Consider the following 26,869-nt stretch of genomic DNA (forward strand, 5'->3'; position numbering starts at 1 on the left):
GCCGCGCCGAGGCCGGGCCGGCCGCGGACCGGGCCGGCGCGACCGGGGAACCGGGGGAACCGGCGGAACCGGCGGAACCGGCGTCGGGGGAGCCGAGGGATGCCGGAGCGATGCGCCCGGCCGGAGGCGTGGCAGACGAACGGCCGGCGGCGGCGGACGGCGGGACCGAGGGAGCGGAGGGAGCAGGGGGAGCGGAGGGGACCACGGGGGCGGGCGGCGCCAGGAGGGCGGCCACCGCATGGGGGGAGGCGTAGGCGGCGGGGGCGGCGGGGGCGGCCGCGTCGGGCCGGCCGAGGTCGGCGAGGAGGTCGTGGAGCGTGCGGCGTACCGCCAGGCGTATCGCCGCGACCGCTGGATGGGGACCCATGTCGGTTCCCTTCCTGTCAGGGGGGAGGTCTCGGGGGGCGTGCGCGCCGGGGCGGCGGGAGGCCGGCCCGCCGGAGCCCGGCTTTCGTCACACTGTGTAGGTAGATGGTGACAGAAGCGGGCCGTTACCCGAGCATCGCACGCCTGACGGTTCCTCACGGTCCCTCGGACGGGTGATGTGCGGGACTGTCATTCGGTCACTCCGGTCCGTTCGTCCCCTCGCCCGGATCCTCCGGTCACTCCGGTCACCGTCCGCCGCGCGGCTCCCGGGAGCCGCCACCGGCCCCGGCCGCGCGGCCTTCCCCGTCCGGCCCGGGACTCTCCGTCCGCCCCGGGACCGGGCCGCTCCGGCCGGCCCGCCCTCCCCGGGGCCGGTGGGGACGTTCTTCTCGGCATGTACCGGCCGTCTCCGGTGATCCCCGGCCTTCTCCGGCTTCTCCCGCCATCCGTGGCGTTCCCCAGGATTCCGCGGTCACTCCCAGGCTTCCTCAGGCCTCCTTGCGGTGCACCCGGGCCACCCACTCGGCCGGGGCCGAGATCTCCGCCTTGGTCGGCAGGGTGTTGGGCGAGGTCCAGACCCGGTTGAAGCCGTCCATGCCGACCTCGTCCACCACCGCCCGGACGAACCGCTCGCCGTCCCGGTACTGGCGGAGCTTGGCGTCGAGTCCCAGCACCTTGCGCAGGGCCTGGTCGAGCCGGCTCGCGCCGCTGGCCCGGCGGCGCTGGAACTTCTCGCGGATCTCCGCGACGGAGGGCACCACCTGAGGCCCCACCCCGTCCATGACGTAGTCGGCGTGGCCTTCGAGCAGGGACATCACGGCGGTGAGCCGGCCGAGGACCTCCCGCTGGCCGGGGGTCTGCACCAGCTCGGCGAAGCTGCGGCCGCCGTCCGCCTCGGCGCCCTCCGCCCGGTCCGCCCCGCCCGCCCCGTTCTCCTGACGTCCGCCGACGAAGCTCTGCGCGGCCTCGCGGAGACGTTCGAGGAGGGTGCCGGGGTCGATGTCGGTCTCGGCGAGGAAGGCGTGGATCTCGCCCTCGATGTGGTCCCGCAGCCAGGGGACGGCGGTGAACTGCGTGCGGTGGGTCTCCTCGTGGAGGCAGACCCAGAGCCGGAAGTCGTGCGGATCGACGTCGAGTTCCCGCTCGACGTGGACGATGTTGGGCGCGACGAGGAGCAGCCGCCCACCGTTCGCGCCCCCGGGCAGGTCCCGCCCCACCGGGGCGAACGTCTCGTACTGGCCGAGGACCCGGGAGGCGAGGAAGGAGAGGAGCATCCCCACCTCGACCCCGGTCACCTTGGAGCCGACGGCGCCGAGGACCGCGCCGCCGGGGCGGTCGGCGCGCCGCTCCCCCACCTTCTCCAGCAGCGGCCGCAGCAGCGCGCGGAAGCCGGCGACGTTGGCGCGGATCCAGCCCGCCCGGTCGACCACCAGCACCGGGCCGGCGTCGGGGGCCGGCTCGCCGTCCGCGGACGGGGCCGCCATCCGGGTGAACGAGCGCACATGGGCCTCGGACGCCTCCGCGTGCCGGCGCAGTTCGGCCACGACGGCGCGGGCCTCGTCCCGGCTCACCTCGGGGCCCGGCCGCACCAGCCGGGTCGCGGTCGCCGCCGCGAGATTCCAGTCGACCATCGGGGCACCGCCGAAACTCGTCATGACTTCACCGTACGTGGCCCGCGCGGTGAGCGGGAGGCGCGGCGGGCGCGGGGTGCGCGGGCGCGGGACCGCTCAGCGGCAGCCGCAGTTGGCGAGCGCGGAGGCCAGCCGGTCCAGGGCCGTCTGGGCGCCGTGCGGGTCGGTGGAGCCGTTGGTGACGAAGGCGAAGGAGAGCAGGCGCCCGTCGGCGTCGACGACCGTGCCGGCGAGGGTGTTGACGCCGGTGAGCGTGCCGGTCTTGGCCCGGACCATGCCGGTGCCCGCCGAGGCGTCCGTGTACCGGCCGCGGAGGGTGCCGCTGAACCCGGCCACCGGCAGCCCGGTGAGGACGGGGCGCAGCTCCGGCCGGGCGGGGTCGGCCGAGCGCACCAGCAACTGTGCGAGCAGGGCGGCCGTGAGCCGGTCGTCCCGGTCGAGGCCGCTCCCGTCGGCGAAGCGCGCCCCGCGCAGCGGCAGGTCCAGTCCGGCGAGGCGGTCCCGGACGGCCCGGCCCGCGCCGGAGAAGCTCGCGGGGACGCCGGCGGCGACCGCGGTCTCCCGCGCCAGCGCCTCGGCGATGTCGTTGTCGCTGTTGGTGAGGGCGCGTTCGACCAGGGCGGCGACGGGCATGGAGCGCACGGCCGCCAGCCGCTCCGCGCCGGCACCGGCCGTGGCCTGCCGCGGCTTGCCGCTCACCGTGATCCCGCGCTCCCGGAGCAGCCCGGCGAAGGTCCCGGCCGCGTCGCGGGCCGGGTCCGCCGAGCGCGGCGCGGGGCCGCGGACGCTGTCGTCCAGCCGGCCCATGTCCGTGCTGAGCGGGACGACGGGGGCGATGTTCTCGTTGACGCCGATGGAGTGGCGGGCCTTGCCGGACCAGCGCGAGGTGTCGTAGGCCAGCCGGACCGCGCGGGTGTCCTTCTCCTTCAGTGCCCGGGCGGTACGGTCGGCGAGGTCGCGGAGGCTCGCCGGGTTGCCGGGGCCGCGCGCGGCGCGGGCGGTGAGGGTCGGGTCGCCACCGCCGACCAGCACGATCGTCCCGTCGCCGGCCGCCGCGCGCTTCCGGGCGGCGCTCTTGCCGTCCTCCCCTGCGTCCTTCCCGCCGGCCTCCTCCGTGCCGTCACCGCCCTTGCCGTCACCGCCCTTGCCGTCGCCCTCGCCACCACCGCCGGTGACGACCTCGGTGGTGAGCCGGTGGTCCGGGCCGAGCGCGCTCAGCGCCGCCACGGCCGTGGCGATCTTGATGGTGGAGGCGGGCACGACCGGCGCGTTCCGCCGGGTGCCGTGGACGATCCGGCCGGTGAGGGCGTCGGCCACCGCGACGCTGCTCCGCGAGCCCAGCGCCGGATCGTCCAGCAGCGGGGTCAGGGCGTCGCCGAGGCCGGTGGCGGTGGGCGGCGGCGCCGAGCCCGCGGTGGCGTCGAGCGCCGCGAGCACCGCCGTGGCCTGCGGCGCCACTCCCCCGCCGGGCTGCCCGGGCAGCCCGCCGCCGTGACGCTCACCACCCCCGCGCTCCCCGTGGGCCGCGCGCGCCCGCTCGGCCGTACGCTGTCCGGAGTCCCACGGTCCCGCCGCGGTCACCGCCCCGGCGGTGAGGGCCAGTCCGAGCACGGCGGACACCGCCGCCAGTTGCCACGCCGGCAGGTCCCACCATCCCCCGGCGGGCCGCCTGGAACGCCACCATCCGGTCTCGGGCACCCCGGACCAGCCCCTTTCGCACCCTCGGCCCCGCATACGAGACACTTGACCATCAGAATTATGGCCTGATCATGGAGGAGCCACCCGTGGAGTTCGACGTCACCATCGAGATCCCGAAGGGGTCGCGCAACAAGTACGAGGTGGACCACGAGACGGGCCGCATCCGGCTGGACCGCCGGCTCTTCACCTCGACCAGCTACCCTGCCGACTACGGGTTCGTCGAGAACACCCTCGGCGAGGACGGCGACCCGCTCGACGCCCTGGTGATCCTCGACGAGCCGACCTTCCCGGGCTGCCTGATCAAGTGCCGGGCCATCGGCATGTTCCGGATGACGGACGAGGCCGGCGGCGACGACAAGCTGCTGTGCGTCCCGGCCTCCGACCCCCGGGTCGAGCACCTCCGTGACATCCACCACGTCTCGGAGTTCGACCGGCTGGAGATCCAGCACTTCTTCGAGGTCTACAAGGACCTGGAGCCCGGCAAGTCCGTGGAGGGCGCCAGCTGGGTGGGCAGGGCCGAGGCGGAGGCGGAGGTCGAGGCCTCCGTCAAGCGGCTGGAAGCCGCCGGCGGGTCCCACTGACGGACCGTCCCACCGGGCCGGGGTGACCCGGCCGCGGGCCGCCGCCGCGGCCCGCGCCGACCGCAGGACCGGGCGGCGCACCTCCACCGGGTGCGCCGCCCGAGGTCTGCCCGCCCTGGCGCGCCGTCACATGAGTTGCGGGCGGGGTGGGAACGCATCTGTGGGGCACCCGGGGACGGCGGTGCGCCGGAACGGCCCCCGAACGGGGTCGTCCGGTCCGCGGCCCCGCGGGTGCTCCGAGGGGCGCCCGGACCACGGCGGGTCCACCGCAGAACCCTCCCGGGAAACCGGTGGACGTACGGCAGGAACAAGCAGAAGCACGGCAGAAGCACCACGGAACCACCGGCCCGCGGGTCCCCCCGCGGACCCACTGATCAGACAACCCCAGACGCAGTAACCCACGGACCCGCAGACCTCTGGACGCCCCACGAGAGTCCCGGGAGGAGGAACGGAACACCATGGTGGCGGACCCCCAGCGGGGCGGCGCCGTGTCGGAGCGCGTGCTCGACCGGCCCGACCGAACCGACCGAACCGACCGAACAGACCCGGCTGACCAGGCCGACCGGGCCGAGCCGTCCGGCCGTACCGACCGCGGCACGGACCGCGCCGGCCTCGGCACCGACCGCGCCGACCGCAAGCCCCCGTCCGACGAGGCCCACAGCGCCTTCACCCCACCGCTCGGCCTGCCCCTGCCCCCGACGCCCGAGGAGGAGCACCCGACCTCGGAGTTCGCGCTGCCCGACGGGCTGGCGACGGCGGATCCGGCGGCCGAGCCGGAGGGCTCCGCCTTCACGGCGCCCGGCGGGCGGGGCGGCGGCTCCGGCTTCCCGGCCTTCACGCCCCCGCACGGCATCCCCGCCGTCCGGCTCTCCAAGGAGCAGCCCTGGCAGGACCGGATGCGGACGATGCTGCGGATGCCGGTCGGCGACCGCCCGCTGCCGGAGCGCGCCGAGCGCCACGAGGACGAGTCGGGCCCCGCCGTGCCTCGCGTGCTGGACATCTCGCTGCGGATCGGCGAGCTGCTGCTCGCCGGTGGCGAGGGCGCCGAGGACGTCGAGGCCGCGATGTTCGGTGTGGCCCACGCCTACGGGCTGGACCGCTGCGAGCCGACCGTCACCTTCACCCTGCTCTCCGTCACCTACCAGCCCTCGCTGGTGGACGACCCGGTGACGGCCAGCCGGACGGTGCGCCGCCGCGGCACGGACTACACCCGGCTGTCGGCCGTCTTCCGGCTGGTGGACGACATCACCTCGGACGACGTGGACATCACGCTGGAGGAGGCGTACCGCCGGCTGGCCGACATACGCCGGAACCGGCACCCCTACCCGGGCTGGGCCCTGACGATGGCCGGCGGGCTGCTCTCCGGCTCGGCGAGCATCCTCGTCGGCGGCGGCTGGCTGGTGTTCATCGCCGCGGCCGTCGGCGCGATGCTCGGCGACCGGCTGGCGTGGCTGGCCTCCGGGCGCGGACTGCCGGAGTTCTACCAGTTCGTGGTGGCGGCCATGCCGCCGGCGGCGATCGCGGTGACGCTCGTCCTGTCGCACGCCGAGGTGAAACCGTCAGCGGTGATCACCGGTGGGCTCTTCGCGCTGATCCCGGGACGGGCGCTGGTGGCGGGGGTGCAGGACGGCCTGACCGGCTACTACATCACCGCCTCCGCCCGGCTGCTGGAGGTCGCCTACCTGGTGGTCGGCATCGTCACCGGGGTGCTGCTGGTGCTCGTGGTCGGGGTGGAGCTGGGCGCCAACCTCTCCCCGGACGAGGGGCTGGGCAGCATCCAGCGCCCGGTGACCCAGACCGTCGCGGCGATGCTGCTGGCGCTGGCCTTCTGCATCATGCTCCAGCAGGAACGTTCCACCGTGCTGGCGGCCACCGTCAACGGCGGTGTCGCCTGGGTGGTCTACGGGGCGCTGCACGACGTCGGGAACATCTCCCCGGTGGCGGCGACGGCGGCCGCGGCCGGGCTCGTCGGCCTCTTCGGCCAGCTCCTCTCCCGGTACCGCTACGCCTCGGCGCTGCCCTACGTCACCGCGTCGATCGGTCCGCTGCTGCCCGGTAGCGCGACCTACTTCGGTCTGCTGGGCATCGCGCAGGGCGACCTGAGCGCGGGCCTGGCCTCGCTGACCAAGGCCGCCACCCTGGCGCTCGCCATCGCCATCGGCGTGAACCTCGGAGGGGAGCTGGCGCGGCTCTTCCTCAAGGTGCCGGGGGCGGAGACGGGCGGCGGCGAACGCCGCGCGGCCAAGCGGACCCGCGGCTTCTGACGCGGGGCCGCGGCGGGACGGCGAAGGCAGGTCGGCCGCGGCGGGACGCTGCGACGGGCCGGCGGGGCCCCGCCCCGGCGACGGCCGGCACGCGCGCCGGCGCCCGGCGCGGGGAACAGGGACGCTCCAGCGGCTGCCGGGCCGGGGGCCGGCGGCGCGCGGAGAACGCGGGCGCGCAGGGACGCGAAGGCGCCGGGAACACGAAGGCGGGCACGGAGGCGGGAAACACGAAGGCGCGGAGGCCAGGTCTCGCCGGACCGGTCTCCGCGCCTTCTCAGCATCTCCTGGACGTCCCGGTCTCCCGGGATTCCCCTTCCCCGTCCGCCGTGCTCCGCGGACTCCGCAGACTCCGCAGACTCCGCAGTGACGGGGGTCCCGCGCCTGTCCCTCCCCCGGGCCGGGCGCGGGATCGCCGTCCCGTCGTCCGCTTCTCCGGCCCTACTGCCCGTAGGGGCCCTGGGCATCGTACGGGCCGGGCCGGGCGGGGTTCCGCTCCCCGCCCCGGGGCTGCTGCTCCGGCTGGGGACCGCCGTACGGCTGCTCCTGGGGCCGGGGACCGCCGTACGGCTGGGGCTGCGGCCGGCCGTACGCGCCCTCCTGGCCCTCCTGCCCCGGGTAGGGCTGCTGCCCCTGGCCGTAGCCGCCCTGGCCCTGGGCGTACCCGTTCGGGCCGTATCCGCCCTGCGGGTGACCGCTCCCGGCGAATCCGTCCTGCGCGTAGCCGTTCTGGCCGTAACCGTTCTGGCCGTAGCCGCCCTGCGGCTGACCCTGCCGGCCGTCGCCGCCGTACGGCGCGCCCTGCGCCCCTTGGGGCTGTCCGCCGTAGGGCGGCTGCCCCTGGCCGTACCCCTGCGCGCCGTACCCCTGGCCGCCGTACCCCTGCGCGCCGTATCCCTGGCCGCCGTACCCCTGCTGCGCCTGGCCCTGGCCCGGGCCGTAGGGGCCGGGCTCGCCGTACGGGCCCGGGGCGCCGTACGGCTGGTCCGGACGCGCGGGGTCCCCGTACGGGGGCTGCTGGGGGCCGTGCCCGTGGCCGCCGTTCCCGGCCGCGCCGTTCCGCCCGTCGTACGGGGAGGGCGCACCGGCACCGTTCCGCGATCCGGGCCCGGCGTACTGCTGCGGATGCGGCTGGGCCTGAGGCTGGGCCTGGTCCTGAGGCTGGGCGGAGAAGGTGAGGGTGGGGGCGTCCTGCCCCGGCGCTCCGGCACCGTTCCGCTCGTGGTTCCCCTCCGGGTTCCCGCCGCGCTCCCCGGCGTCCGGCCCGGCGGGGCCGTCCGTCTCCCCGGCGGCCTCGGCCCGGCGCTTCTCCCGGCGGGCCTTGAGCACCTCGATGACGATCGGCAGCACCGAGAGGAAGACGATCAGGAGCAGCACCTTCTCGATGTGCTGCTGGACGAGGGCGATCTGGCCGAGGAAGTAGCCGAGGATCGTCACCCCGGCGCCCCAGAGCACGCCACCCACGATGTTGAAGGTGACGAAGAGGCGGTAGTTCATGCGGCTGACGCCGGCGATGATCGGGGTGAACGTCCGCACGATGGGCACGAAGCGGGCCAGCACCAGCGACTTGGGCCCGTGCTTCTCGAAGAACTCGTGCGCCTTCTCCACGTTCTCCTGTTTGAACAGGCGCGAGTCGGGGCGCTTGAAGAGGGCCGGGCCCACCTTGCGCCCGAAGAGGTAGCCGACCTGGTCGCCCGCGATCGCCGAGAGCACGATGAGTGTGCAGACCAGCCAGAGCGGGTAGGCCAGGACATCGGTGGCCACCAGCAGACCGGTGGTGAACAGCAGGGAGTCACCGGGCAGGAAGAAGCCGATGAGCAGGCCGGACTCGGCGAAGACGATGGCGAGGACGCCGATCAGGCCGAAGGTCTGGATCAGATAGTCCGGGTCGAGCCAACTGGGGCCCAGCGCGATGGTGGTCACGGAAGCGGAGACTCCTGGATCGGCGGCGCAGGCTCGATGATGCCCGGGCGCGGGGGGAGGGGTCGGCTGATGAGCCCTTCCCAAGTTACCAACGCCCGTTCGAGGGGGGCGGTTCCGGATCCTCCCGTTCGCCCGCACGGCCACGGGAGGGCACCCGCACGGGGGTAGGCGCGCGCCGGTGAGCAGGGGCGACGAGTAGCGCCCCCGTCCCCGGGCACTCGAAGTGATGCTGCCCACCCCGGGACGGACGCGGGACCGGGCCCCCGGCCCGCTCACCACCCGTTCCGGGCCCATCCGCGGAACGAATGGAGCAACCTCATGGCCCCTGCGAGCGAGACCGTCCGGCTGGCCGTCATCTACTACTCCTCCACGGGGACCAACGCCGCCGTGGCCAAGGAGATCGCGGACGCCGGCGAGCGGGCCGGAGCCGAGGTCCGGCTCCGCCGGGTGGCGGAACTCGCGCCCCCGGAGGCCGTGTCCGCCAACCCCGCCTGGGCGGCGAACGCCGAGGCCACGGCGGACATCCCCGAGGCGTCCCCGGACGACATGCTCTGGGCCGACGCCGTGGTCTTCGGGACGCCCACCCGCTACGGCAATGTGTCCTCGCAGCTCAAGCAGTTCATCGACACCCTCGGCGGGCTGTGGGCCGAGGGCCGGCTCGCGGACAAGGTCTACAGCGGTTTCACCTCGTCCGCCACCGCCCACGGCGGGCAGGAGACCACGCTGCTGGCGCTCTACACGACCATCCACCACTTCGGCGGCATCGTCGTGTCCCCCGGTTACACCGACCCGTCGAAGTTCGGTGACGGCAACCCGTACGGCACCTCGCACGTGGACGCCCAGGGGGAGAAGCCGGTGGACGAGACGACCCTGGGCGCGGCCCGGATCCAGTCCGAGCGGGTGGTCCGGTTCGCCCGCGCGATCAAGACGGGCCTGGCGGCGGAGCGGCCCGCCGGCTGAGCGGTCCGCCCACCGGGCCGGCCCCGCCGCTCACGCGGCCGGCCACCGCCCGGACGGCATGAGCGGCGGGGCCGGGGCGGGTCAGTCCCGGCCCCGGCCGCCGTCCCGCCCCTCGCCGCCGTCCGGTCCCGGGCCGCCGGCCGGTCCCGTGCCACCGTCCGGTCCCGTGCCACCGTCCGGTGCCGGGCCACCGTCCGGTGCCGGGCCGCCGTCGCGGCCGGCGCCGGCGTGCGGGTTCTCCGCGCCCTCCGGGAGCACGTCAACCGGGCGCTCGCCCTCGCCCGCCATCACGTAGGCGCCGGCCTCCAGCCGGGCGATCAGCCCGCGGGCCCACGCGGCGCCGCTCTCCGCGCTGTGGGTCCACAGCCCCATGATCTCCCCGATGTGGCCCCACTCCTCGGGCGGCCCGGGCGGCAGCCATTCCCGCCGGACCTCGGCGCGCCACTCCTCCAGCGCCGCGACCCGCCGCCGCAGCAGGGAGACGGCCTCCTCGCGCGGGAGGTCGACGAGGAAGCCGACCGCGGCGGTCAGCAGGTCGGGCTTCTGGTCGTGGCGCACCAGTGCCTCGCGGAGCAGCTCCAGGTACTCCCGGTCGCCCTCCGGCGTCAGCTCGTACTCGGTACGGGGCGGGCCGCCGGCCGGGCTGGGCTCGGTGTCGTGCGCCACCAGCAGGCCTTGTTTCGCGAGCTGGCGGAGGGCGTGGTAGATCGAGCCGGGCTTGACGGTGGACCACAGATGGGCGCCCCAGAACTCCAGGTCCCCGCGGATCTGGTAGCCGTGTGCCCGGCCGTGCTGGCGGACCGCCCCGAGGACCAGCAGTCGCGTCGCTGACATCGGCCCGTCTCTTCTCCCGCTCTCCCGCCCCCGGTCGCGTGCTACGGCGCCACCCTAGTGCGGCGCCGGGGCCGGCCGCCGCCCGGACCCCGGCGCGTGCGGCGACGCGGCGCCCCGGGCCACCCCGAGGTGCGGTGCTGTACCGCGGTGCCGCCCGGCGGTTCCCCCGCGCCGGGCGGCGGGCGGTCAGAAGGGGAACCGCGTCCGGCCGTACTGGATGGAGACCCACCGGGTGGTGGTGAACGCCTCCACCATCGCCTCACCGTTGAGCCGGCCGAGGCCGGAGTGCTTCTCACCGCCGAAGGGGACGATGGGCTCGTCGTTGACGGTCGAGTCGTTGACGTGGATCATGCCCGTCTCGATCCGCCGCGCGACCCGCACCCCGCGTTCGACATCGGCGGTGTGGACGGCACCGCTGAGGCCGTAGGGGGTGTCGTTGGCGATCCGTACGGCCTCGTCCTCGTCGTCGAACGGGATGAGGACCACCACCGGGCCGAAGATCTCCTGGCGGAGCGCCTCGGAGCCCTCGGGCACCCCGGTGAGGACCGTGGGCGAGACGAGCGTGCCCTCGGCGGTGCCGTGGACCAGCGCGGTGGCCCCGGCCTCGACGGCGCGCTCCACCAGGGCGGTGACGGAGTCGGCCTGCGTCCGGTTGATCAGCGGGCCGATCTGGGTCTCCGGGTCGGCCGGGTCGCCGACCTTGAGGGCGCGGACCCGGGCGGTGAACTTCTCGGTGAACTCGCGTTCGACGGCCCGGTGGACCAGCACGCGGTTGGCGGCCATGCAGACCTGCCCCTGGTGGACGAAGCGGCTGAAGACCGCCGCGTCCACCGCGTAGTCGAGGTCCGCGTCCTCAAGGACGATCAGCGCGCTGTTGCCGCCCAGTTCGAGGATGACCCGCTTGAAGTGCGCGGCGCCGACGGTGGCCACGTGGCGGCCGACCCGGTCGGAGCCGGTGAAGGAGATGACCTTGGGCACCGGGTGCTCGATGAAGGCGTCGCCCACCTCGGCGATATCGGTGATCACCACGTTCAGCACCCCGGGCGGCAGCCCGGCGTCCTCCAGGATCCTGGCGACCAGGACACCGCCGGCGATCGGCGTGTTCTGGTGCGGCTTGAGGACGGCGGCGTTGCCGAGGGCGAGCGCCGGGGCGACCGATTTCAGCGACAGCAGGAAGGGGAAGTTGAACGGGCTGATGACGCTGACGACACCCACCGGTGTCCGGTAGACCCGGTTCTCCTTCCCGTCGGCCGCCGCCGGGACGAGCCGCCCCTCGGGCCGCAGGGAGAGGTGCATCGCCTCGCGCAGGAACTCCTTGGCGAGGTGGAGTTCGAAGCCGGCCTTCAGCCGGGTGCCGCCCAGCTCGGCGATGATCACCTCGGTGATCTCCGCCTCGCGCTCCTCGACGAGGCGCAGCGCGCGCTCCAGGACGGCCCGCCGGGCGTAGGGGTTGGTGGCGGCCCAGTCGCGCTGGGCGCTCTCGGCGGCCCGGTAGGCCTCGTCGATCTCCCCGGCCGTGGCGATGGTGATGGCGGCGAGCTTGTCCCCGTTAAAGGGGTTGAAATCGATGATGTCCCACGATCCGGAACCTGATTTCCACTTACCTGCTATATATTGCTGAGCCCATTCGGTGAAGTAGGACATGCCACCCCTGTCTGGAGACCGGAGCGCCGTCCCCGGCGCCCGCGGAGGGTTCGGACTCCTGATGGCATGTCATCGTACTTTGTGTCAGTACTCGCGCAGCATTTTCGTGATGAGTTCCCGGCTCTCGGCCGGATCGGGACTGTCCGTGAGCAACCGCTCCATCACCGTGCGGTAGTGCCGCACATCCTCGGGTTTGTCGAGGTAGAGGGCGCTGGTGAGCTGTTCCAGATAGACGACGTCGGGCAGTTCCGGCTCGGGGAAGCCCAGCAGCGCGAAGGCGCCGCTCTCGCCCGCGTGGCCGCCGAAGGAGAACGGCATGACCTGAAGCGTCAGATGCGGATGCTCGGAGACCTCCAGCAGATGACGGAGCTGGCCCCGCATCACCTCGCGGTCCCCGTAGGGACGGCGCAGCGCGGCCTCGTCGAGGACGGCGTGGACACGCGGCCCGTGCTCGGCGACGAGCAGCTTCTGCCGTTCCAGCCGGAGGGCCACCCGTTTGTCGATCTCGGCCGGGGTGGCGCCGGGCAGGCCGCGGGTGACCACCGCGTGCACGTACCCCTCGGTCTGGAGCAGGCCGTGGACGAACTGCACCTCGTAGAGACGGATGTCCGAGGCGGCGCCCTCCAGACCGACATAGGTCTGGAACCAGCCCGGCAGGACGTCCCCGAAACTGTGCCACCAGCCGGCGGCGTTGGCCTCGCGGGCCAGGCCCAGCAGGGCGTCCCGTTCGGCGGCGTCGGTGACCCCGTAGAGGGTCAGCAGGTCTTCCACGTCACGGGCCTTGAAACTCACCCGGCCCAGCTCCATCCGGCTGATCTTCGATTCCGAGGCGCGGATCGAGTAACCGGCCGCCTCCCGTGTGACGCCGCGGGACTCACGCAGCCGTCTGAGCTGTGAACCGAGGAGGATCCGGCGCACCATCGAGCCACTGGATCCCCCCGACCCTTCCGTTCCGCTTCCCGGCTGCCCTGTGCGCATGTACCGACTACCCGTCTCCGTGGTGGATGCACTGCGACCGTCAACAGGCGAAGTGTGCCACCTTCGGGCTCCGTTGCGTGCAGGTCCGGTTACACAGATGGGATGTGGGTGGAAGGCCGGGACGGAACGTCATGAAAGATTAAACGACCTTTCTCCACGAAACGCCGCACTTCCGTCAGCTGCACGTGCATCTGCCCTTGCATCGGGCGTCGGCATTGGGAACCATGGGAGGTGCACCACAGCACGGCTGCCTTGACCGAATTCACTTGGGCCGGGAGTTGCTCGCATGGGGACCAGAGGATCGACCATGCTCGAGCCGTTACGGCGGGAACTCGCGCCCATCGGCTATGAGGCGGTCGCGGGCAGCGCGTCCTGCACCTTGTCGCCGGAGTACGCGTCGGTGCGCGACGCCCGCCGGTTCACCAACTCCGCCCTCGCCGAGTGGAAGCTCGACGATCAGTGTGACACGGTCGCCCTGGTCGTCTCCGAGCTGGTCACCAACGCTCTGCGGCACGCCCTCCCGGAGGCCCTGGCCCTCGGCCGGCGCGTGCCCGCCGGGATACGCCCGCCGGAACCGGTGGTGCGCCTCCATCTGATGCGCTGGCCCACCCACATGGTCTGCGCCGTGCGGGACCCGAGCCGGGAGAGCCCGGTCACGGGCCGGCATCTCCCGGAGGACCCCGAGCGCGCCGGGGAGTCGGGCCGCGGGCTCCATCTGGTCGAGGCATTCAGCGACGACTGGGGCTGGCACCCGCTCGCCGGCCGGCTCTGCGGCAAGGTCGTCTGGGCGATGTTCCGGCTCCAGGTGGCGCGGGAGCACTGAGCCGCGGCGGGCGCGCCGGAACGGCCGCCGGTTCGCGGCCGCCGGCCGGCTCGGCGTCCGGCGTCCGGCCTCCCGCGCCCGGCCGAAGACGCCCCCGCATGGCACCGGAGGCGTCACCCGGGCGTTTCCTGCACCCGGGCGACGCCTCGCCGGGACGGCGTACCGCGCCCGGCGCCGGGGGCACGCCAGGAGGACCTTCCCGCCCGCGGCAGGAGGCCGTTCCGGGCCCGCCGGACCGCGACAGTGCCGCGACCCGGATCCGTCCGGCCGGTCCGGCCGGTCCGGCCCGTCCGGCCACAGTCCCGCGCCCTCCCCCGCCGGGGGAGCCCCGCGCGACGCGTCCGGAAGCGCCCCGGGTGGGGCCGGCGCGCTTCCGTTCAGCGCCGGGCGTGACCGCTCAGTCGCGGATCAGATGGTCGAACTCCCCGTCCTTGATGCCGAGGAGCATGGCCTCCACCTCGGCCGACGTGTAGATCAGCGCCGGGCCGTCGGGGTGGCGCGAGTTACGCACCGCGACGCCCCCGCCCGGCAGCTTGGCGAACTCCACACAGGCCCCCTGTGAATTGCTGTGCCGGCTCTTCTGCCATACGACCTCTCTCAGGTCCGCAGCCGCCATGCCGTTGTATGCGTGGTGCACAGGACTCTCCCGAAAATGCGTCGGCGGTGCCCCCGCCGTACGTGTGGGGGGATTCGGCTGCCCGGATCATAACCGCGTTCACGTGCCTATGCAGAAGCCTTTGCACGTGCACCGCAAGTGTCCGGGCCACTCCGCACTGTTTACGGGGAGTCCGCAATTCCCCGATTTCCACGGAGCGGAGAGCACCCCTCCACTCCTCCGCTCTTTCCCCCCGGCACGTCCCGACCCCGTAAGCGCATGCCGTGACATGCGTCACTCCGCCCCCACAAGTCTTCTCCCGAGGCGGGAGAAGAACCCGTCAGCCAAATCCCGGACCCCTGGACGATATGGAGGACGTGGCAGGGGTTCCCCGGGTTGGTTCCCGCACGGGAATTTCTTCACCGACTTCCGGGGCGACGGGCGCGGAGTGCTTTCTTCTGTTTACACCAGGCGATTTCCGTCGCGCAGGGCGAGGGTCAATGGACCCCGGGTGATCCCGGCCGGGCCCGGCGGGAGACAAACCGCACGTGCGGAACGGGAGCCCCCGCCTTCGCCCCCGAATGCCCCGCCACCGCGCACCCCCGGGGAACACGGGGGTAGGAATGGGCCATGCTGCTGGCCGAACTCGCGGCGACCTCCCGGGACGTCGCCGCCACGTCCTCCCGCTCGGAGAAGGTGCGCCTGCTGGCCCGGCTCTTCCGGGACGCCGAACCGGCCGAGGCGCCCCTGATCATCACCTATCTCGCGGGGCGGCTGCCCCAGCGGCGGATCGGGGTGGGACCCCGTTCCCTGGGCGGGCCCCACCCGCCCGCGCCGGAACCCCGGCTGACCGTGCTGGAAGTGGACGCCGCGCTCGGCGCCGTCGCGGCCGTCTCCGGGGCCGGCGCGCTCGCCGAGCGCAAGCGGCGGACCGGCGCGCTGCTGTCCGCCGCCACCGAGACCGAGCAGCGGTTCCTTCTCGGGCTCCTCACCGGGGAGCTGCGCCAGGGCGCCCTGGACGCGCTCGCCGTGGAGGGCCTGGCCGCCGCCTCCGGGGCCGCGCCCGCCGACGTCCGCCGCGCGGTGATGCTCGGCGGCTCGCTCGGCGGGGTCGCCGAGGTGCTGCTGGAGCGCGGCCCGGAGGGGCTCGCCGACTTCCGGCTCCGGGTGGGCCGCCCGGTGCTGCCGATGCTGGCCCACACCGCGAAGGACGTGGACGAGGCCCTGGACCGGCTGGGGCCCTGCGCGGTGGAGGAGAAGCTCGACGGCATCCGGGTGCAGGTGCACCGGGACGGGGACACGGTGCGGATCTGGACCCGGACCCTGGACGAGATCACCGACCGGCTGCCGGAGGTGGTGGAGGCCGCGCGGGAGCTGACCGCGGAGCGCGCCGTGCTCGACGGGGAGGTGATCGCGCTGGACGGGTCCGGCCGGCCGCGTCCCTTCCAGGAGGTCTCCGGGCGCGTCGGCTCGCGGGTGGACGTGGCGGCGGCGCGGCTGACGCTGCCGCTCTCCGCCGTCTTCTTCGACCTGCTGGCGCTGGACGGCCGGGACCTGCTGGAGCTGCCCGCCGCCGCGCGCCACGCGGAGCTGGCCCGGGTGGTGCCCGGCCCCCTGCGGGTCCGGCGCATGGTCGCGGAGGACCCGGCGGACGCGGAGACCCGGCGCGCTGTACGCGCGTTCGCGACCGCGACGCTCGACCGGGGTCACGAGGGGGTCGTGCTGAAGGGGCTCGACGCGCTCTACGGCGCGGGACGGCGCGGCGCCTCCTGGCTCAAGGTGAAACCCGTGCACACCCTCGATCTGGTGGTCCTCGCGGCGGAGTGGGGCCACGGGCGGCGCACCGGAACGCTCTCCAACCTCCATCTCGGCGCGCGGCGGGCGGACGGCTCCTTCGCCATGCTCGGCAAGACGTTCAAGGGGCTGACCGACACGATGCTCGCCTGGCAGACCGGGCGGCTGCTGGAGCTGGCCACCGCGCGGGAACGGTGGGGGGTGGTGGTCCGTCCGGAACTCGTGGTCGAGATCGCCTTCGACGGGGTACAGCGCTCCACCCGCTATCCGGAGGGCATCACCCTGCGTTTCGCGCGGGTGCTCCGCCACCGCGAGGACAAGTCCGCCGCGGAGGCCGACACCGTGGACTCCGTGCGCGCCCTTCACCACTGACGCACCACCTCCGCCCCCGTGGCCCACCGATGCCTCACCCGGCTTTCACGGCGCCCGAGTGACCCGCCGCGCACGGGGCAGAAGGGCGTCAGAAGCCGCGGGGGATCACGACGGAGCGTTTCACGGAGAGGTTGACATGGAGATAGGTGGCATCTTCAGCGCGATCATCATCGGCATCGTCGTCGGTGTCCTGGGGCGGCTCGTCGTCCCGGGGAGGCAGCGGATCGGCATCCTGATGACGATCCTGGTCGGTATCGTCGCCGCGCTGATCGGCACCGCCCTCGCCGCCGCTCTGGGGGTGGCCGACACCAACGGGCCCGACTGGATCGAGTGGCTCATCCAGATCGCCCTGGCCGCGGTCGGTGTCGCCGCGGTCGACCGGGTGGTGGCGCGCCGCTGACCGGCGCGCCCGCGGCGCCCCTCCCCCGCGCAGGCCGCGGAGGCGGATCAGAGAGTTCTCACGAGGCCCGGACCATGGGGTGACCGATGGTCCGGGCCTCCGGGCATGCGCGCCCGAACTGCCGCGCGTCCGGCGCGGCGCCCCGCACCGGTGCCTGGGCACGTCCGGCCGGGGAACGCCGGCCGTCCCCGCCGGGCACCGGCGCCGGCGGCGGGTGGACGCGGATCCGGACGGACCCCTCGCTACCCGGTGTCCATCGGGTGAGAGGCGCACAGCGGTGGGATGACGGGGGCGGGAGACCCGGCCGGGTGTGTCTCAGGTCTCGGCGGCGACGGCGGTGGGTCCGGGGGCCGCGGGGGCCCCGGGAGCCGCGGCGGTGCCGGCGGCAGTACCGGCGGCCGTCTCCACCGTGCGGGGGCCCGTGGAGCCACGGGGGACGTAGCGCGCGAGGTGGGGCCCGCGCTCCGGTACCGGCCGCCCGTCCACGAGGCCGAGCAGCGCGCGGGCCACCGCGGCGCCGTAGCCGTGGACGTCCAGGCTCATGGTGGTGAGCGGCGGGGACGCCAGGCGGCACAGCACGGAGTCGTCCCACGCGATCACGGAGAGCCGCTCCGGCACCGGGACGTCCAGCGCCCCGGCGGCGGACAGCCCGGCGACCGCCATCACGTCGTTGTCGTAGAGGATCGCGGTGGGCGGGGTCTCCGCGGTGAGCAGCAGGGACGTCAGCCGCTCGCCCGCCTCGGCGGAGTAGTCACCCTCCGCGGTCACCGGCGGTGGCAGCCCCGCCGCCCGGCACCCCTCCTCCAGCGCCGCGCCCCGGGCCCGGGTGTGCAGCAGCGGCGCCGGGCCGCTGACCCGGGCGACGCGCCGGTGGCCCAGCTCCACCAGCCGGGTCAGCGCCTCCCGCACGGCCTGGGCGTCGTCGGTGCGGACGGCGGGGGCGGCGGGATCCTCGTCCCAGCTGCCCACCAGCACGGCCGGCAGGCCCAGCTCGCGCAGGAGCGCCGGGCGCCGGTCCCCGGCGGTGAGGTTGACCACCGCGACGGCCTCCACCAGCCTCCGCTCCGCCCACCGCCGGTAGGCGGCCAGTTCGGCGTCCTGGTGGGCGACGACGTGGAGCAGCACGGAGAGACCCCGCTCCGCCAGGCTCTCCTCGATCCCGGCGATGAACTCCATGAAGAAGGGCTCGACGCCGAGCAGCCGGGCGGGGCGCGCCAGCACCAGCCCGATCGCCCCCGAACCGGGAACGGCGGATACGGCGGGTACGGCGGGTACGTCAGAGGTGACGGGAGTGGCGGAGGTGGCCGCAACGGCAGGGACGCCGGGGGCACCGCCGGGATCCGCGCCGGGATCCGCGCCGGGGCCGGTACGGGGTTCCGTCGCGGCCACTCAGGAAGACACCGCCGGGGCGCACAGGGCGTTGGCGGTGCGCAGCACGAGCGCTCCGGTGAGCTGTTCCGGCGCGGGCCGCGCCGCCGTGCGGACGGTGAAGGAGTGGCGCTCCCCGGCCGGGAGGGAGACCAGCATGTCGTCCACGACGGCGTCGGGGGCGAGCCGGTCGGCCAGCACGGCGATGTCGCGGGCGAAGGACGCCGCGCGGACGTCGATCCGGTAGCCCCCCGGGACCGGGGTGACGCGGGCCGTCAACGGGTCCGGCGCGTAGGCGAGTTCGCGGTCCTCGGCGAAGAGGTGCACGGCGCGCGCGGCGCCGGGGCCGGGCGTCGGCGTCGGCGTCGGCGTCAGCACGAGCACCTCCTGGGTGGGGTCGGCGGGTGTGAGCAGCGACGGGGCGAGCCGGTGCGTGGCCACCGCCCGGGGGGCCACGTCCAGCTCGATGGTAGCCGTGGCCAGCACGGTTCCGTCGAACGCCTGTCGCACGGCGGCCACGGCGCCCGTCCACGGCTCGTCCGTGTCGTTGACGGCGGCGAGCACGGGGACGCCGTCCCGGGGCTGCACCGTGAGCAGCCGGGGCGCGTAGGCGTGCCTGAGGGCGTACCAGAGCGGCTTGGGGCGCTCCCCGGAGTCGATCGCCGCCCAGGAGGTCACGGGCCAGCAGTCGTTGAGCTGCCAGACGACCGAGCCCGCGGTCCGCGGCCACCAGGAGCGGAAGTGCTCGACGCCGAACGCGACGGCGCGGGCCTGGTTGAGCTGCGTGGTCCAGTGCCAGTCGGCGAAGCCGGCCGGCCGGGGCAGGTGCGGGGCGTAGCCGCGCTCCAGCTTGCCGTGGCCGTCCTCGGCCTTCTGGTGGAGCAGGAAGGCGGGCGAGGTGGCGGTGAGGGGCTCGTCGTGGATCCAGTCCGCCAGGGTGGCGGTGGTGGGCGGCGCCTGGAAGCCGAACTCCGAGCAGAACCGGGGGATGTGGTCCCGGTAGGCGGTGTAGTCGAGCTCGTTCCACACCCGCCACTCGTGCCGGGTGCCGTGGTCGGCGTCGTTGGGGTGGACCTCGTCCGGCGGGAGGCCGGGGCTGTACGGGCTGTTGGCGGCGTAACCGCGGGTGGGGTCGAGTCCGGCGACGATCGCCGGGAGCAGCTCGGTGTAGTAGCGCAGGCCCCAGGTACGGCCCTGGAGCCGCTCGGGCCAGCCCCAGTCGCGGTGGCCCCAGAGATTCTCGTTGGCGCCGTTCCACAGCGCGAGCGAGGGGTGCGGGCTCAGCCGGGTGACCTGTTCGCGCGCCTCCGCCTCCACCTCGCTCCACAGCGGCTCCTCCTCGGGGTAGGAGGCGCAGGCGAAGGCGAAGTCCTGCCAGACGAGGACGCCGCGCTCGTCGCAGAGGTCGTAGAAGTCCTCGGACTCGTAGCGGCCGCCGCCCCAGACGCGGAGCAGGTTCATGTGCGCGCCGAGCGCCTGGCCGATCCGGCGGTCGAGCCGTTCGCGGGTGACCCGGGTGAGGAAGTGGTCGTCGGGGATCCAGTTGGCGCCCTTGGCGAAGAGGGGTCGGCCGTTGACGACGAGGGTGAAGGGGGTGCCGATGTCGTCGGGGGTGGTGTCCACGGTGATCGTGCGGAAGCCGACGCGGTGGGCGGCGGAGTCCAGCACGGGTCCGCCGTCGCCGGGGCGCAGTTCCACGCCCAGCGCGTAGAGGGGCTGTTCGCCGTGGCCGGCGGGCCACCAGAGACGGATGTCCGGGACGTCCAGGGTGATCACGGCTTCGGTGGCACCCGCCGGGACGCGCACCCCGCCCTCCCGCCCGGCGACGGTGACGGTGAGCAGCAGGTCCGCGGGGGGCGCGTCCCCGGGCGGGGCGGCGGCGGGGGACGCCGCGGCGGCATCCCCGGCGGACGCCGCGGTGCCGGCGGAGGCGGCTCCGGCCCCGGTGGCGTCACCGGAGCCGGCGGGACCCGCCGGCCGGCCGCCGGTGGCGGCCCGGGCAGAGCCGGGGTGGGGCCCCGCGTGCTCGACGGTGGCGTGGAGCTCCACGCGGCCGGCGCCGTCCTCGCCGACGGTCACCAGGGGGCGCACCCCGGCGAGCCGCGCGGTGGTCCAGCGCTCCAGGCGCACCGGCTGCCAGATGCCCGCCGTCTGGAGGTCGGGGCCCCAGTCCCAGCCGAAGGAACAGGCCATCTTCCGGATCATGTTGAACGGGTGCGCGTTGACGTGCGGGCGGGCGCCGAGCCGCCGCTCCATCTCCTCGGCGTACTCCAGCGCGGAGCGGAACGAGACGGTGAGCCGGTTCGCGCCGCCGCGCAGGGCCGCGCGCGCGTCGAAGCGGTAGGAGCGGTGCATGTTGGCGGTGGCGCCGAGGGCCCGGCCGTTCAGCTCGATCTCCGCGACGGTGTCCAGCCCGTCGAAGACGAGGTCCACCCGCTCGCCGGGGGCGGGCGGTTCCGCCTCGAAGGTGAGGTCGTAGCGCCAGTCGGTGCGGTGCAGCCAGACCAGCTCCTCCTCGGTGCGGTCGAGGTAGGGGTCGGGGATCAGTCCGGCGGCCAGCAGATCGAGGTGGGTGGAGCCGGGGACCCGGGCGGGCAGGGTGCGTCCGGCCACCTCGGGGGGTACGGGGCCGCCGGTGGCGGTCAGCTGCCAGCCCGCGTCCAGAGTCTGACGGATCATCCTCGATCACTCCTCGGTCGGGGCCGGAGGCGCGGCAGCGGCCACGGGCCGGGTACGGCGGGACGGCGGGACGGCGGGACGGCGGGACGGCGGGACGGCGAACCCCTGTGCCGGACGCGGGAGTTCCTCTTGTGCGACCCGGGAACCGTGCGGAATGCTGAGGATTCTTACGCCGCCGAATTAAGTAAGTCAACAGCGCCGTGACCGGCCGGGCGGCCGGGACACCCGTGGGCCCCGCACCGGGACCGGCGGGCCGTCCGGCCACCGCGCCACCGCGCCACCGCGCCACCGCGCCACCGCGCCACCGCGCCACCGACGAGGAGGACGCCGATGACCGCAACGCCGCACCCCGGCACCGCAGCCGACGGTGAGGCGGTCACCGGCGTCGTGCAGTTGCGCGCCGCCGGTGTGGGGCTGATCCTCGACCTCTCCGGCTCCGGCCTGCCCCGCGTCCTGCACTGGGGGCCCGATCTGGGTGAGCTGCCCCCGGCCGGGCTGGAGCAGTTCCGGCTCGCCCGGCGGTGCCAGCCGATCGGCTTCTCCGTCGACGGCCCGGTGGACGTGGCCGTGGTGCCCGAGCAGTCGGCGGGCTGGCTGGGCACCCCCGGGCTGGTGGGCCACCGGGCGGGCGCCGACTTCTCCACCGCGTTCCGGGTGACACGGACCCGGCTCACCCCCGGGCAGCCGACGGACGGGCGCGGACCGGCCCCGGACCGGACCCCCACACGGGCCGCACGGGCCACACGGGCCACACGGGAACGGAACCGGGCCGCCCGGGAACAGGACCCGGAGGCGGAGGACCGGGCCGCCCGGGATCGGGAGACGCGGGACGGGGAGACGCGGGACCGCGGCCCCCGGGAGCACGGCCGGGACACACCGCGGGCCGGCTCCGGAGGCCGGCTCACCGTACGCGCGGCCGACGCCACCGCCGGCCTGCAACTGGACCTCACCGTCGAGCTCTCCCCGGCCGGGCTGGTCCGCCAGCGGGCCGCGCTCACCAACCACGGCGCCACGCCCTTCTCCGTCGACGCTCTCCACCTCACCCTCCCGGTGCCCGCCGAGGCCGTGGAACTGCTCGACTTCACCGGCCGCCACCTGCGCGAACGGAGCCCGCAGCGGACGGCGTTCGGCCACGGGCTGCGGATGCGGGAGAACCGCACCGGCCGCACCGGGTACGACTCCGCGTATCTGCTGGTCGCCGGGGAGGCCGGGTTCGGGCACCGCTCCGGCGCGGTCTGGGGCGTGCACACCGCCTGGTCGGGCAACCACCGCACGTTCGCGGAGCGCACCTTCCACTCCGTGTCGCTGCTCGGCTCCGGGGAACTGCTGGCGCCCGGGGAAGTGGTGCTGGAGCCCGGCGCCACGTACACCACCCCCTGGCAGTACGGGAGCCACGGCGACGGGCTGGACGAGCTGGCCGCCCGCTTCCACCGCACGCTGCGCGCCCGCGCGCACCACCCCGTCACGCCCCGCCCCGTCACCTGCAACACCTGGGAGGCCGTCTACTTCGACCACGACCTGGACCGGCTGAAGCGGCTGGCGGACGCGGCCGCCGCGGTGGGCGCCGAGCGGTTCGTGCTGGACGACGGCTGGTTCGGCGCCCGCCGGGACGACCGGCGCGGGCTGGGGGACTGGTACGTCTCCGACGAGGTCTGGCCGCGGGGGCTCACCCCGCTGACGGACCATGTGACGGCGCTCGGCATGGAGTTCGGGCTCTGGGTGGAGCCGGAGATGATCAACGAGGACTCCGGACTGGCCCGGGCCCACCCCGACTGGATCATGGCCACCGGCGGCCGGCTGCCCGGCGCGGCCCGCTCCCAGCAGGTGCTCGACCTGGCCCGCCCGGAGGCGTACGCCTACCTCCTGGAGCGCCTGGACGAGCTGCTCACCACCTACCCGATCGGCTACCTCAAGTGGGACCACAACCGTGATCTGGTGGAGGCCGGGCACCGGCCCACCGGGCGCGCCGGGGTCCACGGCCAGACCCTCGCCACGTACCGGCTGCTGGACGAGATCCGCCGGCGCCACCCCGGGGTGGAGATCGAGTCCTGTTCCTCCGGCGGCGCGCGGGTGGATCTCGGGATCCTGGAGCGCACCGACCGGGTCTGGGTCTCGGACTGCATCGACGCGCTGGAACGGCAGCGGATCCAGTGGTGGACCAACGTCCTGATCCCGCTGGAGCTGATGGGCACCCATGTCGGCGCGGAGGTCTCCCACACCACCGGCCGCCGGCACACCCTCGACTTCCGCGCCGGCACGGCCCTCTTCGGCCACTTCGGGATCGAGTGGGACCTGACCCGCGCGGAGGAGCCCGAACGGGCGCGGCTCGCCGCATGGGTGGCGCTCTACAAGGAACTCCGTCCCCTGCTGCACTCCGGCACCGCCGTGCACGCCGACCACCCCGACCCGGCGTACCAGCTGCACGGAGTGGTGGCCGGCGACCGCTCGGAGGCGGTGTACGCCCTGGTGGCGACCGCCACCTCGGAGTCGTACCCGACCGGTCCGGTGCGGCTGCCCGGGCTGGACCCGGACGCCGTGTACCGGGTGCGCCCGCAGCCGCCCGGTGACGTGCCGGACGGCAACGCGCACCGGTGGGGGGTCCCGTTGCCCTGGTGGACCCCGGAGGGCGTCGAACTGACCGGTCGCGCGCTCGGGGCGGCCGGTCTCCAGGCCCCGGTGCTCTTCCCGGAGCGGCTGGTGCTGCTCCGGGCGGTCCGCGTGGGCTGAGAGGGTGGCCGCGGCCACCGCCACCGCTACCGTTCCGCCGTCCCGCCGCGTCCCGCCGTGTCCGTGGGCGTGTTCGTGGGCGTGTCCGTGGCCGCGCCCGTCCGGGCCCGTCCCGCCGTGTCCGGGGCCGCGCCCGTGGCCGCGCCCGTTCCGGCGGGGGCCGGGCGCGCTCCGCGTGCCTCGTCCGCGTACAGCCAGCACAGGGCCGTGTGGGAGCGTTCGCCCGCACCGGCCGTGTGCTCGGGCACCGGGCGGGAGCAGATCTCCATGGCGTGCGGGCAGCGGTCGCGGAAGGCGCAGCCGGAGTCGGCGGGCGGCGGCGTGGCCGTGGCGGGTTCCGGCGCGCCGTTCCCGGCGAGCAGTTCGGCGCGGCCCCGGCCGGACTCCGGGTCGGGGGCGGCGGCGGCCAGCAGCCGGGTGTACGGGTGCCGGGGGGTGAGGATGACGTCGTCCGCGGCGCCGCGCTCCACCACCCGGCCCCGGTACATCACCAGGATCTCGTCGGAGAAGTGGCGCGCGGTGGCGAGGTCGTGGGTGATGTAGAGGACGGCCAGGCGGTCCTCGCGCTGGAGCCGGGCGAGCAGGTTGAGCACGCCCAGCCGGATGGAGACGTCCAGCATGGAGACCGGCTCGTCGGCGATGACGACCCGCGCCCCCGGCGCCAGCGCGCGGGCGATGGCGACGCGCTGCCGCTGCCCTCCGGAGAGTTCGTGCGGGCGGCGGCCGGCGACGGAGGCCGCCGGGGTGAGGTTGACCCGCTCCAGCAACTGTTCGGCCCGGCGCCGCAGGTCCTCCCTCCCGTGCGCCCGGCCGTGGAGCTTCAGCGGCCGGACGAGATGGTGCTCGACGGTGTGGAAGGGGTTCAGGGAGGCGAAGGGGTCCTGGAAGACCATCTGGACGTGGTGGCGGTAGGCGCGGCCGCCGATCCGCCCGCCGTCCGCGTCCACCGCGGTGACGGTGCCCGCGGTGGGCTTCTCCAGCCGGGCGATCACGCGGGCCACCGTGGACTTGCCCGAGCCGGACTCCCCGACCAGGGCGACCGTCCGGCCCGGCACGAGGGTGAAGGAGACCCGGTCCACCGCGCGGAACCGCGCGTGGCGCAGCCCGGAGCGGAGGGAGAAGTCCTTGACCAGGTCCCGTACCTCCAGCGTGGTCATCGCGGTGCCCTCTCGTCCGGGTGGTGCTCGTCGGGGTGGAGCCCGTCCCGGTCCCGCTCGCCGGGCCGGCCGGGGGTGCCGGGTTCACCGGGTTCACCGGTGCGGATGAAGGAGCCGCGCTCCCCGGTGAGGCTGGGGAAGGAACCTAGGAGCTTCCGCGTGTAGGGGTGGCGGGGGTGCTCCTTGATCCGTTCGGCCGTCGCGTACTCCACGACCTCGCCGTCCCGCATCACCGCGATGTGGTCGCTCAGCTCCAGCAGCAGCGGCAGGTCGTGGGTGATGAAGACGACGGCGAAGCCCAGTTCGTCGCGGAAGCGCAGGATCTCGCGGAGGATCGAGCGCTGGACGACCACGTCGAGCGCCGTGGTGGGCTCGTCCATGATCATCACCTGGGGGTCCAGCAGCAGCGCCATGGCGATCATGACGCGCTGGCGCATCCCGCCGGAGAGCTCGTGCGGGTAGGAGTCGAGCCGCCGCGGGTCCACCCCGACCAGGCGCAGCACCTCCGCGCACCGGGCGGCGCGCTCGGCCCGGGTCATCGCGGGTCGGTGCGTCGTCAGCACGTCGTCGAGCTGGTCGTGGACGGAGAGCACGGGGTTGAGCGCGTTCATCGCGCCCTGGAAGACCATGGACAGCTTCGACCAGCGGAAGGCGCGCAGCTCCTCGCTCTCCAGGGCGAGGACGTCGATGTCCCGGCCGGTCCCGCCGCCGGCGCCGGGACGGTCGTGGAAGACCACCGAGCCCGCGGTGACCTCGGCGGGCGGCCGGTGCAGCCGGTTGATCGCGTAGGCGAGGGTGGTCTTGCCGCAGCCGGACTCGCCGGCCAGACCGAGGATCTCGCCCCGGCCGAGCGTCAGGGAGACGTTCCGCACGGCGTGCACCGGCGGTTCGACGGCGTAGACGACGTCCAGTCCGCGCACGGTGAGCACCGGATCCCGGCGGACGCCCGCGCCCTCCGGATGGGCCGTCCCCTCCGGATGGGACGTCCCGGCCGGCCCGGCCGTCCCCTCGGGCCCGTCCGCGGTCTCCGGACCGCCCGCGTCCCCGCCGGGCCGCTCCCCGCCGCCCGCGCCGGGGGCGGGCGCCACCGGGCCCCGCCCCGCGGAGACGGAGCCGGGGAGCCCGGCCCGGCCGCGCGGGATGTTCCGCAGCCGCGGGTTGATGATCTCGTCGATGGAGAAGTTGATCAGCGACAGGCCGCAGCCGAAGGCCGCGATGACCAGCCCGGGCGGGACGAACCACCACCACGCCTCCCGCTGGAGCGCGAAGCCGTTCTGCGCGTAGTAGAGCATCGTGCCCAGGGTGTGCGAGTTGGAGGCGCCCAGGCCCAGGAAGGACAGGCCCGCCTCACTGAGGATGGCGAGGATGACCGCGAAGACGAACTGCGAGGCCAGCAACGGCAGCAGGTTGGGCAGGATCTCCACGGAGACCACCCGCCAAGGCCGTTCCCCCGCCACCCGCGCCGCGGCCACGTAGTCCCGGTTGCGCAGCGACAGGGTCTGCGCCCGCAGCACCCGCGACGAGGCCGCCCAGCCGGTGATCGCCAGCACCACGGCGATGGTCCACCAGCCGCGCTGCGCCGCCGGGACGAACCCGGCGATCACGATGACCAGCGGCAGGCCGGGGATGACCAGCATGACGTTGGAGAAGAGCGAGAAACCCTCGTCCACCGCCCCGCCCGCGTAGCCGCCGATGATGCCGAAGAGCGCGGAGAGAGCGGTGGCGAGGACGCCGACCAGCACGCCGATCTGGAGCGATCCCCGCGTGGCGTGCGCGAGTTGGGCGAAGACGTCCTGGCCGGTCTGGGTGGTGCCGAGCAGGAAGCCGTCGCCGGGGGGCGCCATGCCGGAGTTGCGGACGGTGTCCGGATCCCCGGTGAGCAGCGGCCCGAGCAGGCCGAAGAGGGCGATCGCGGCCACCAGGCCCAATCCCACGCCCAGCTTGGGCGACCAGCGGGGCACCAGGGAGCGCCAGCCGCCCGCGGCCTTCCGTCCGGGCGCGGCGCCGGGGGCGCCGTCCGGGGAGGCGGCGCCGGGTTCGGCCGTCTCGACGACGGCCGGGCTGAGATTCGTCACAGG

18 protein-coding genes and 1 pseudogene are annotated in these 26,869 nt (G+C 74.7%); 7 read left to right on the forward strand and 12 right to left on the reverse strand.

Annotated elements, in window-relative coordinates; genetic code table 11:
• The 3 genes and pseudogenes from HCK00_RS27110 to dacB all read right to left on the reverse strand — a co-directional run.
• Window positions 1-367: pseudogene (locus HCK00_RS27110) on the reverse strand (tRNA lysidine(34) synthetase TilS); the annotation flags it as partial.
• 487 nt (window positions 368-854) lie between these two features.
• The gene (locus tag HCK00_RS00010) at window positions 855-2,021 is read right to left on the reverse strand and encodes an Rv3626c family coenzyme F420 biosynthesis-associated protein (protein ID WP_168099634.1); all 1,167 of its coding nucleotides are present in this window, start codon (window positions 2,019-2,021) and stop codon (window positions 855-857) included.
• 72 nt (window positions 2,022-2,093) lie between these two features.
• Window positions 2,094-3,695 carry a D-alanyl-D-alanine carboxypeptidase/D-alanyl-D-alanine endopeptidase gene (gene dacB / locus HCK00_RS00015; protein WP_375781888.1) on the reverse strand — a complete coding sequence of 534 codons (1,602 nt, stop codon included), beginning with the start codon at window positions 3,693-3,695 and terminating at the stop codon, window positions 2,094-2,096.
• Window positions 3,696-3,781: 86 nt separating this feature from the next.
• Between dacB and HCK00_RS00020 the strand changes: the two genes are divergently transcribed.
• On the forward strand, window positions 3,782-4,276 hold the full coding sequence (locus tag HCK00_RS00020) for an inorganic diphosphatase (RefSeq protein ID WP_168099979.1): 495 nt from the start codon (window positions 3,782-3,784) through the stop codon (window positions 4,274-4,276).
• 458 nt (window positions 4,277-4,734) lie between these two features.
• Entirely contained in the window at window positions 4,735-6,540 is a 1,806-nt protein-coding gene (locus HCK00_RS00025; protein ID WP_168099636.1) for a threonine/serine exporter family protein, read from the forward strand.
• Window positions 6,541-6,978: 438 nt separating this feature from the next.
• Here the strand turns inward: HCK00_RS00025 and HCK00_RS00030 are convergent, their stop codons facing one another.
• Window positions 6,979-8,460: a DedA family protein gene (locus tag HCK00_RS00030; protein ID WP_168099637.1), complete on the reverse strand. Its 1,482-nt coding sequence runs from the start codon at window positions 8,458-8,460 to the stop codon at window positions 6,979-6,981.
• 318 nt (window positions 8,461-8,778) lie between these two features.
• Between HCK00_RS00030 and wrbA the strand changes: the two genes are divergently transcribed.
• A complete protein-coding gene (gene wrbA / locus HCK00_RS00035; protein WP_168099638.1) occupies window positions 8,779-9,420 on the forward strand; it encodes an NAD(P)H:quinone oxidoreductase in 642 nt (213 codons plus the stop codon).
• Window positions 9,421-9,501: 81 nt separating this feature from the next.
• Here wrbA and HCK00_RS00040 read toward each other — a convergent pair whose 3' ends face one another.
• The 3 genes from HCK00_RS00040 to HCK00_RS00050 all read right to left on the reverse strand — a co-directional run bounded on the left by HCK00_RS00040 (window position 9,502) and on the right by HCK00_RS00050 (window position 12,819).
• A complete protein-coding gene (locus HCK00_RS00040) occupies window positions 9,502-10,254 on the reverse strand; it encodes a PadR family transcriptional regulator (protein WP_168099639.1) in 753 nt (250 codons plus the stop codon).
• A gap of 186 nt (window positions 10,255-10,440) precedes the next feature.
• Entirely contained in the window at window positions 10,441-11,898 is a 1,458-nt protein-coding gene (locus HCK00_RS00045; protein WP_168099640.1) for an aldehyde dehydrogenase family protein, read from the reverse strand.
• A gap of 84 nt (window positions 11,899-11,982) precedes the next feature.
• The gene (locus HCK00_RS00050) at window positions 11,983-12,819 is read right to left on the reverse strand and encodes a Sco1979 family transcriptional regulator (protein WP_206319739.1); all 837 of its coding nucleotides are present in this window, start codon (window positions 12,817-12,819) and stop codon (window positions 11,983-11,985) included.
• 343 nt (window positions 12,820-13,162) lie between these two features.
• Here HCK00_RS00050 and HCK00_RS00055 point away from each other — a divergent pair, with 343 nt between their 5' ends.
• Window positions 13,163-13,699, forward strand: coding sequence for an ATP-binding protein (locus tag HCK00_RS00055; RefSeq protein ID WP_168099642.1), 537 nt, complete (start codon window positions 13,163-13,165; stop codon window positions 13,697-13,699).
• A gap of 397 nt (window positions 13,700-14,096) precedes the next feature.
• Here the strand turns inward: HCK00_RS00055 and HCK00_RS00060 are convergent, their stop codons facing one another.
• The gene (locus tag HCK00_RS00060; RefSeq protein ID WP_168099643.1) at window positions 14,097-14,336 is read right to left on the reverse strand and encodes a DUF397 domain-containing protein; all 240 of its coding nucleotides are present in this window, start codon (window positions 14,334-14,336) and stop codon (window positions 14,097-14,099) included.
• Between the two features lie 588 nt (window positions 14,337-14,924).
• On the opposite strand from HCK00_RS00060, the gene HCK00_RS00065 reads away from it, so the two are divergent.
• The gene (locus tag HCK00_RS00065) at window positions 14,925-16,460 is read left to right on the forward strand and encodes an ATP-dependent DNA ligase (protein ID WP_168099644.1); all 1,536 of its coding nucleotides are present in this window, start codon (window positions 14,925-14,927) and stop codon (window positions 16,458-16,460) included.
• 136 nt (window positions 16,461-16,596) lie between these two features.
• A complete protein-coding gene (locus HCK00_RS00070) occupies window positions 16,597-16,860 on the forward strand; it encodes a GlsB/YeaQ/YmgE family stress response membrane protein (RefSeq protein WP_168099645.1) in 264 nt (87 codons plus the stop codon).
• Between the two features lie 315 nt (window positions 16,861-17,175).
• Here the strand turns inward: HCK00_RS00070 and HCK00_RS00075 are convergent, their stop codons facing one another.
• Both HCK00_RS00075 and HCK00_RS00080 read right to left on the reverse strand, forming a co-directional pair.
• Window positions 17,176-18,081: a LacI family DNA-binding transcriptional regulator gene (locus HCK00_RS00075; RefSeq protein WP_311765080.1), complete on the reverse strand. Its 906-nt coding sequence runs from the start codon at window positions 18,079-18,081 to the stop codon at window positions 17,176-17,178.
• A 168-nt stretch (window positions 18,082-18,249) separates the two neighbouring features.
• Entirely contained in the window at window positions 18,250-20,907 is a 2,658-nt protein-coding gene (locus HCK00_RS00080) for a glycoside hydrolase family 2 protein (protein WP_240965130.1), read from the reverse strand.
• 330 nt (window positions 20,908-21,237) lie between these two features.
• Here HCK00_RS00080 and HCK00_RS00090 point away from each other — a divergent pair, with 330 nt between their 5' ends.
• Window positions 21,238-23,634, forward strand: coding sequence for an alpha-galactosidase (locus HCK00_RS00090; RefSeq protein WP_240965131.1), 2,397 nt, complete (start codon window positions 21,238-21,240; stop codon window positions 23,632-23,634).
• Between the two features lie 26 nt (window positions 23,635-23,660).
• Here the strand turns inward: HCK00_RS00090 and HCK00_RS00095 are convergent, their stop codons facing one another.
• Window positions 23,661-24,791: an ABC transporter ATP-binding protein gene (locus HCK00_RS00095; RefSeq protein WP_168099646.1), complete on the reverse strand. Its 1,131-nt coding sequence runs from the start codon at window positions 24,789-24,791 to the stop codon at window positions 23,661-23,663.
• A complete protein-coding gene (locus tag HCK00_RS28325) occupies window positions 24,788-26,866 on the reverse strand; it encodes a dipeptide/oligopeptide/nickel ABC transporter permease/ATP-binding protein (protein ID WP_168099647.1) in 2,079 nt (692 codons plus the stop codon). The genes HCK00_RS00095 and HCK00_RS28325 overlap by 4 nt, the downstream gene beginning before the upstream one ends.
• Between the last annotated feature and the right edge of the window lie 3 nt (window positions 26,867-26,869).

Source organism: Streptomyces zingiberis (assembly GCF_012034935.1).
In the GTDB taxonomy this organism is placed as follows: domain Bacteria; phylum Actinomycetota; class Actinomycetes; order Streptomycetales; family Streptomycetaceae; genus Streptomyces; species Streptomyces zingiberis.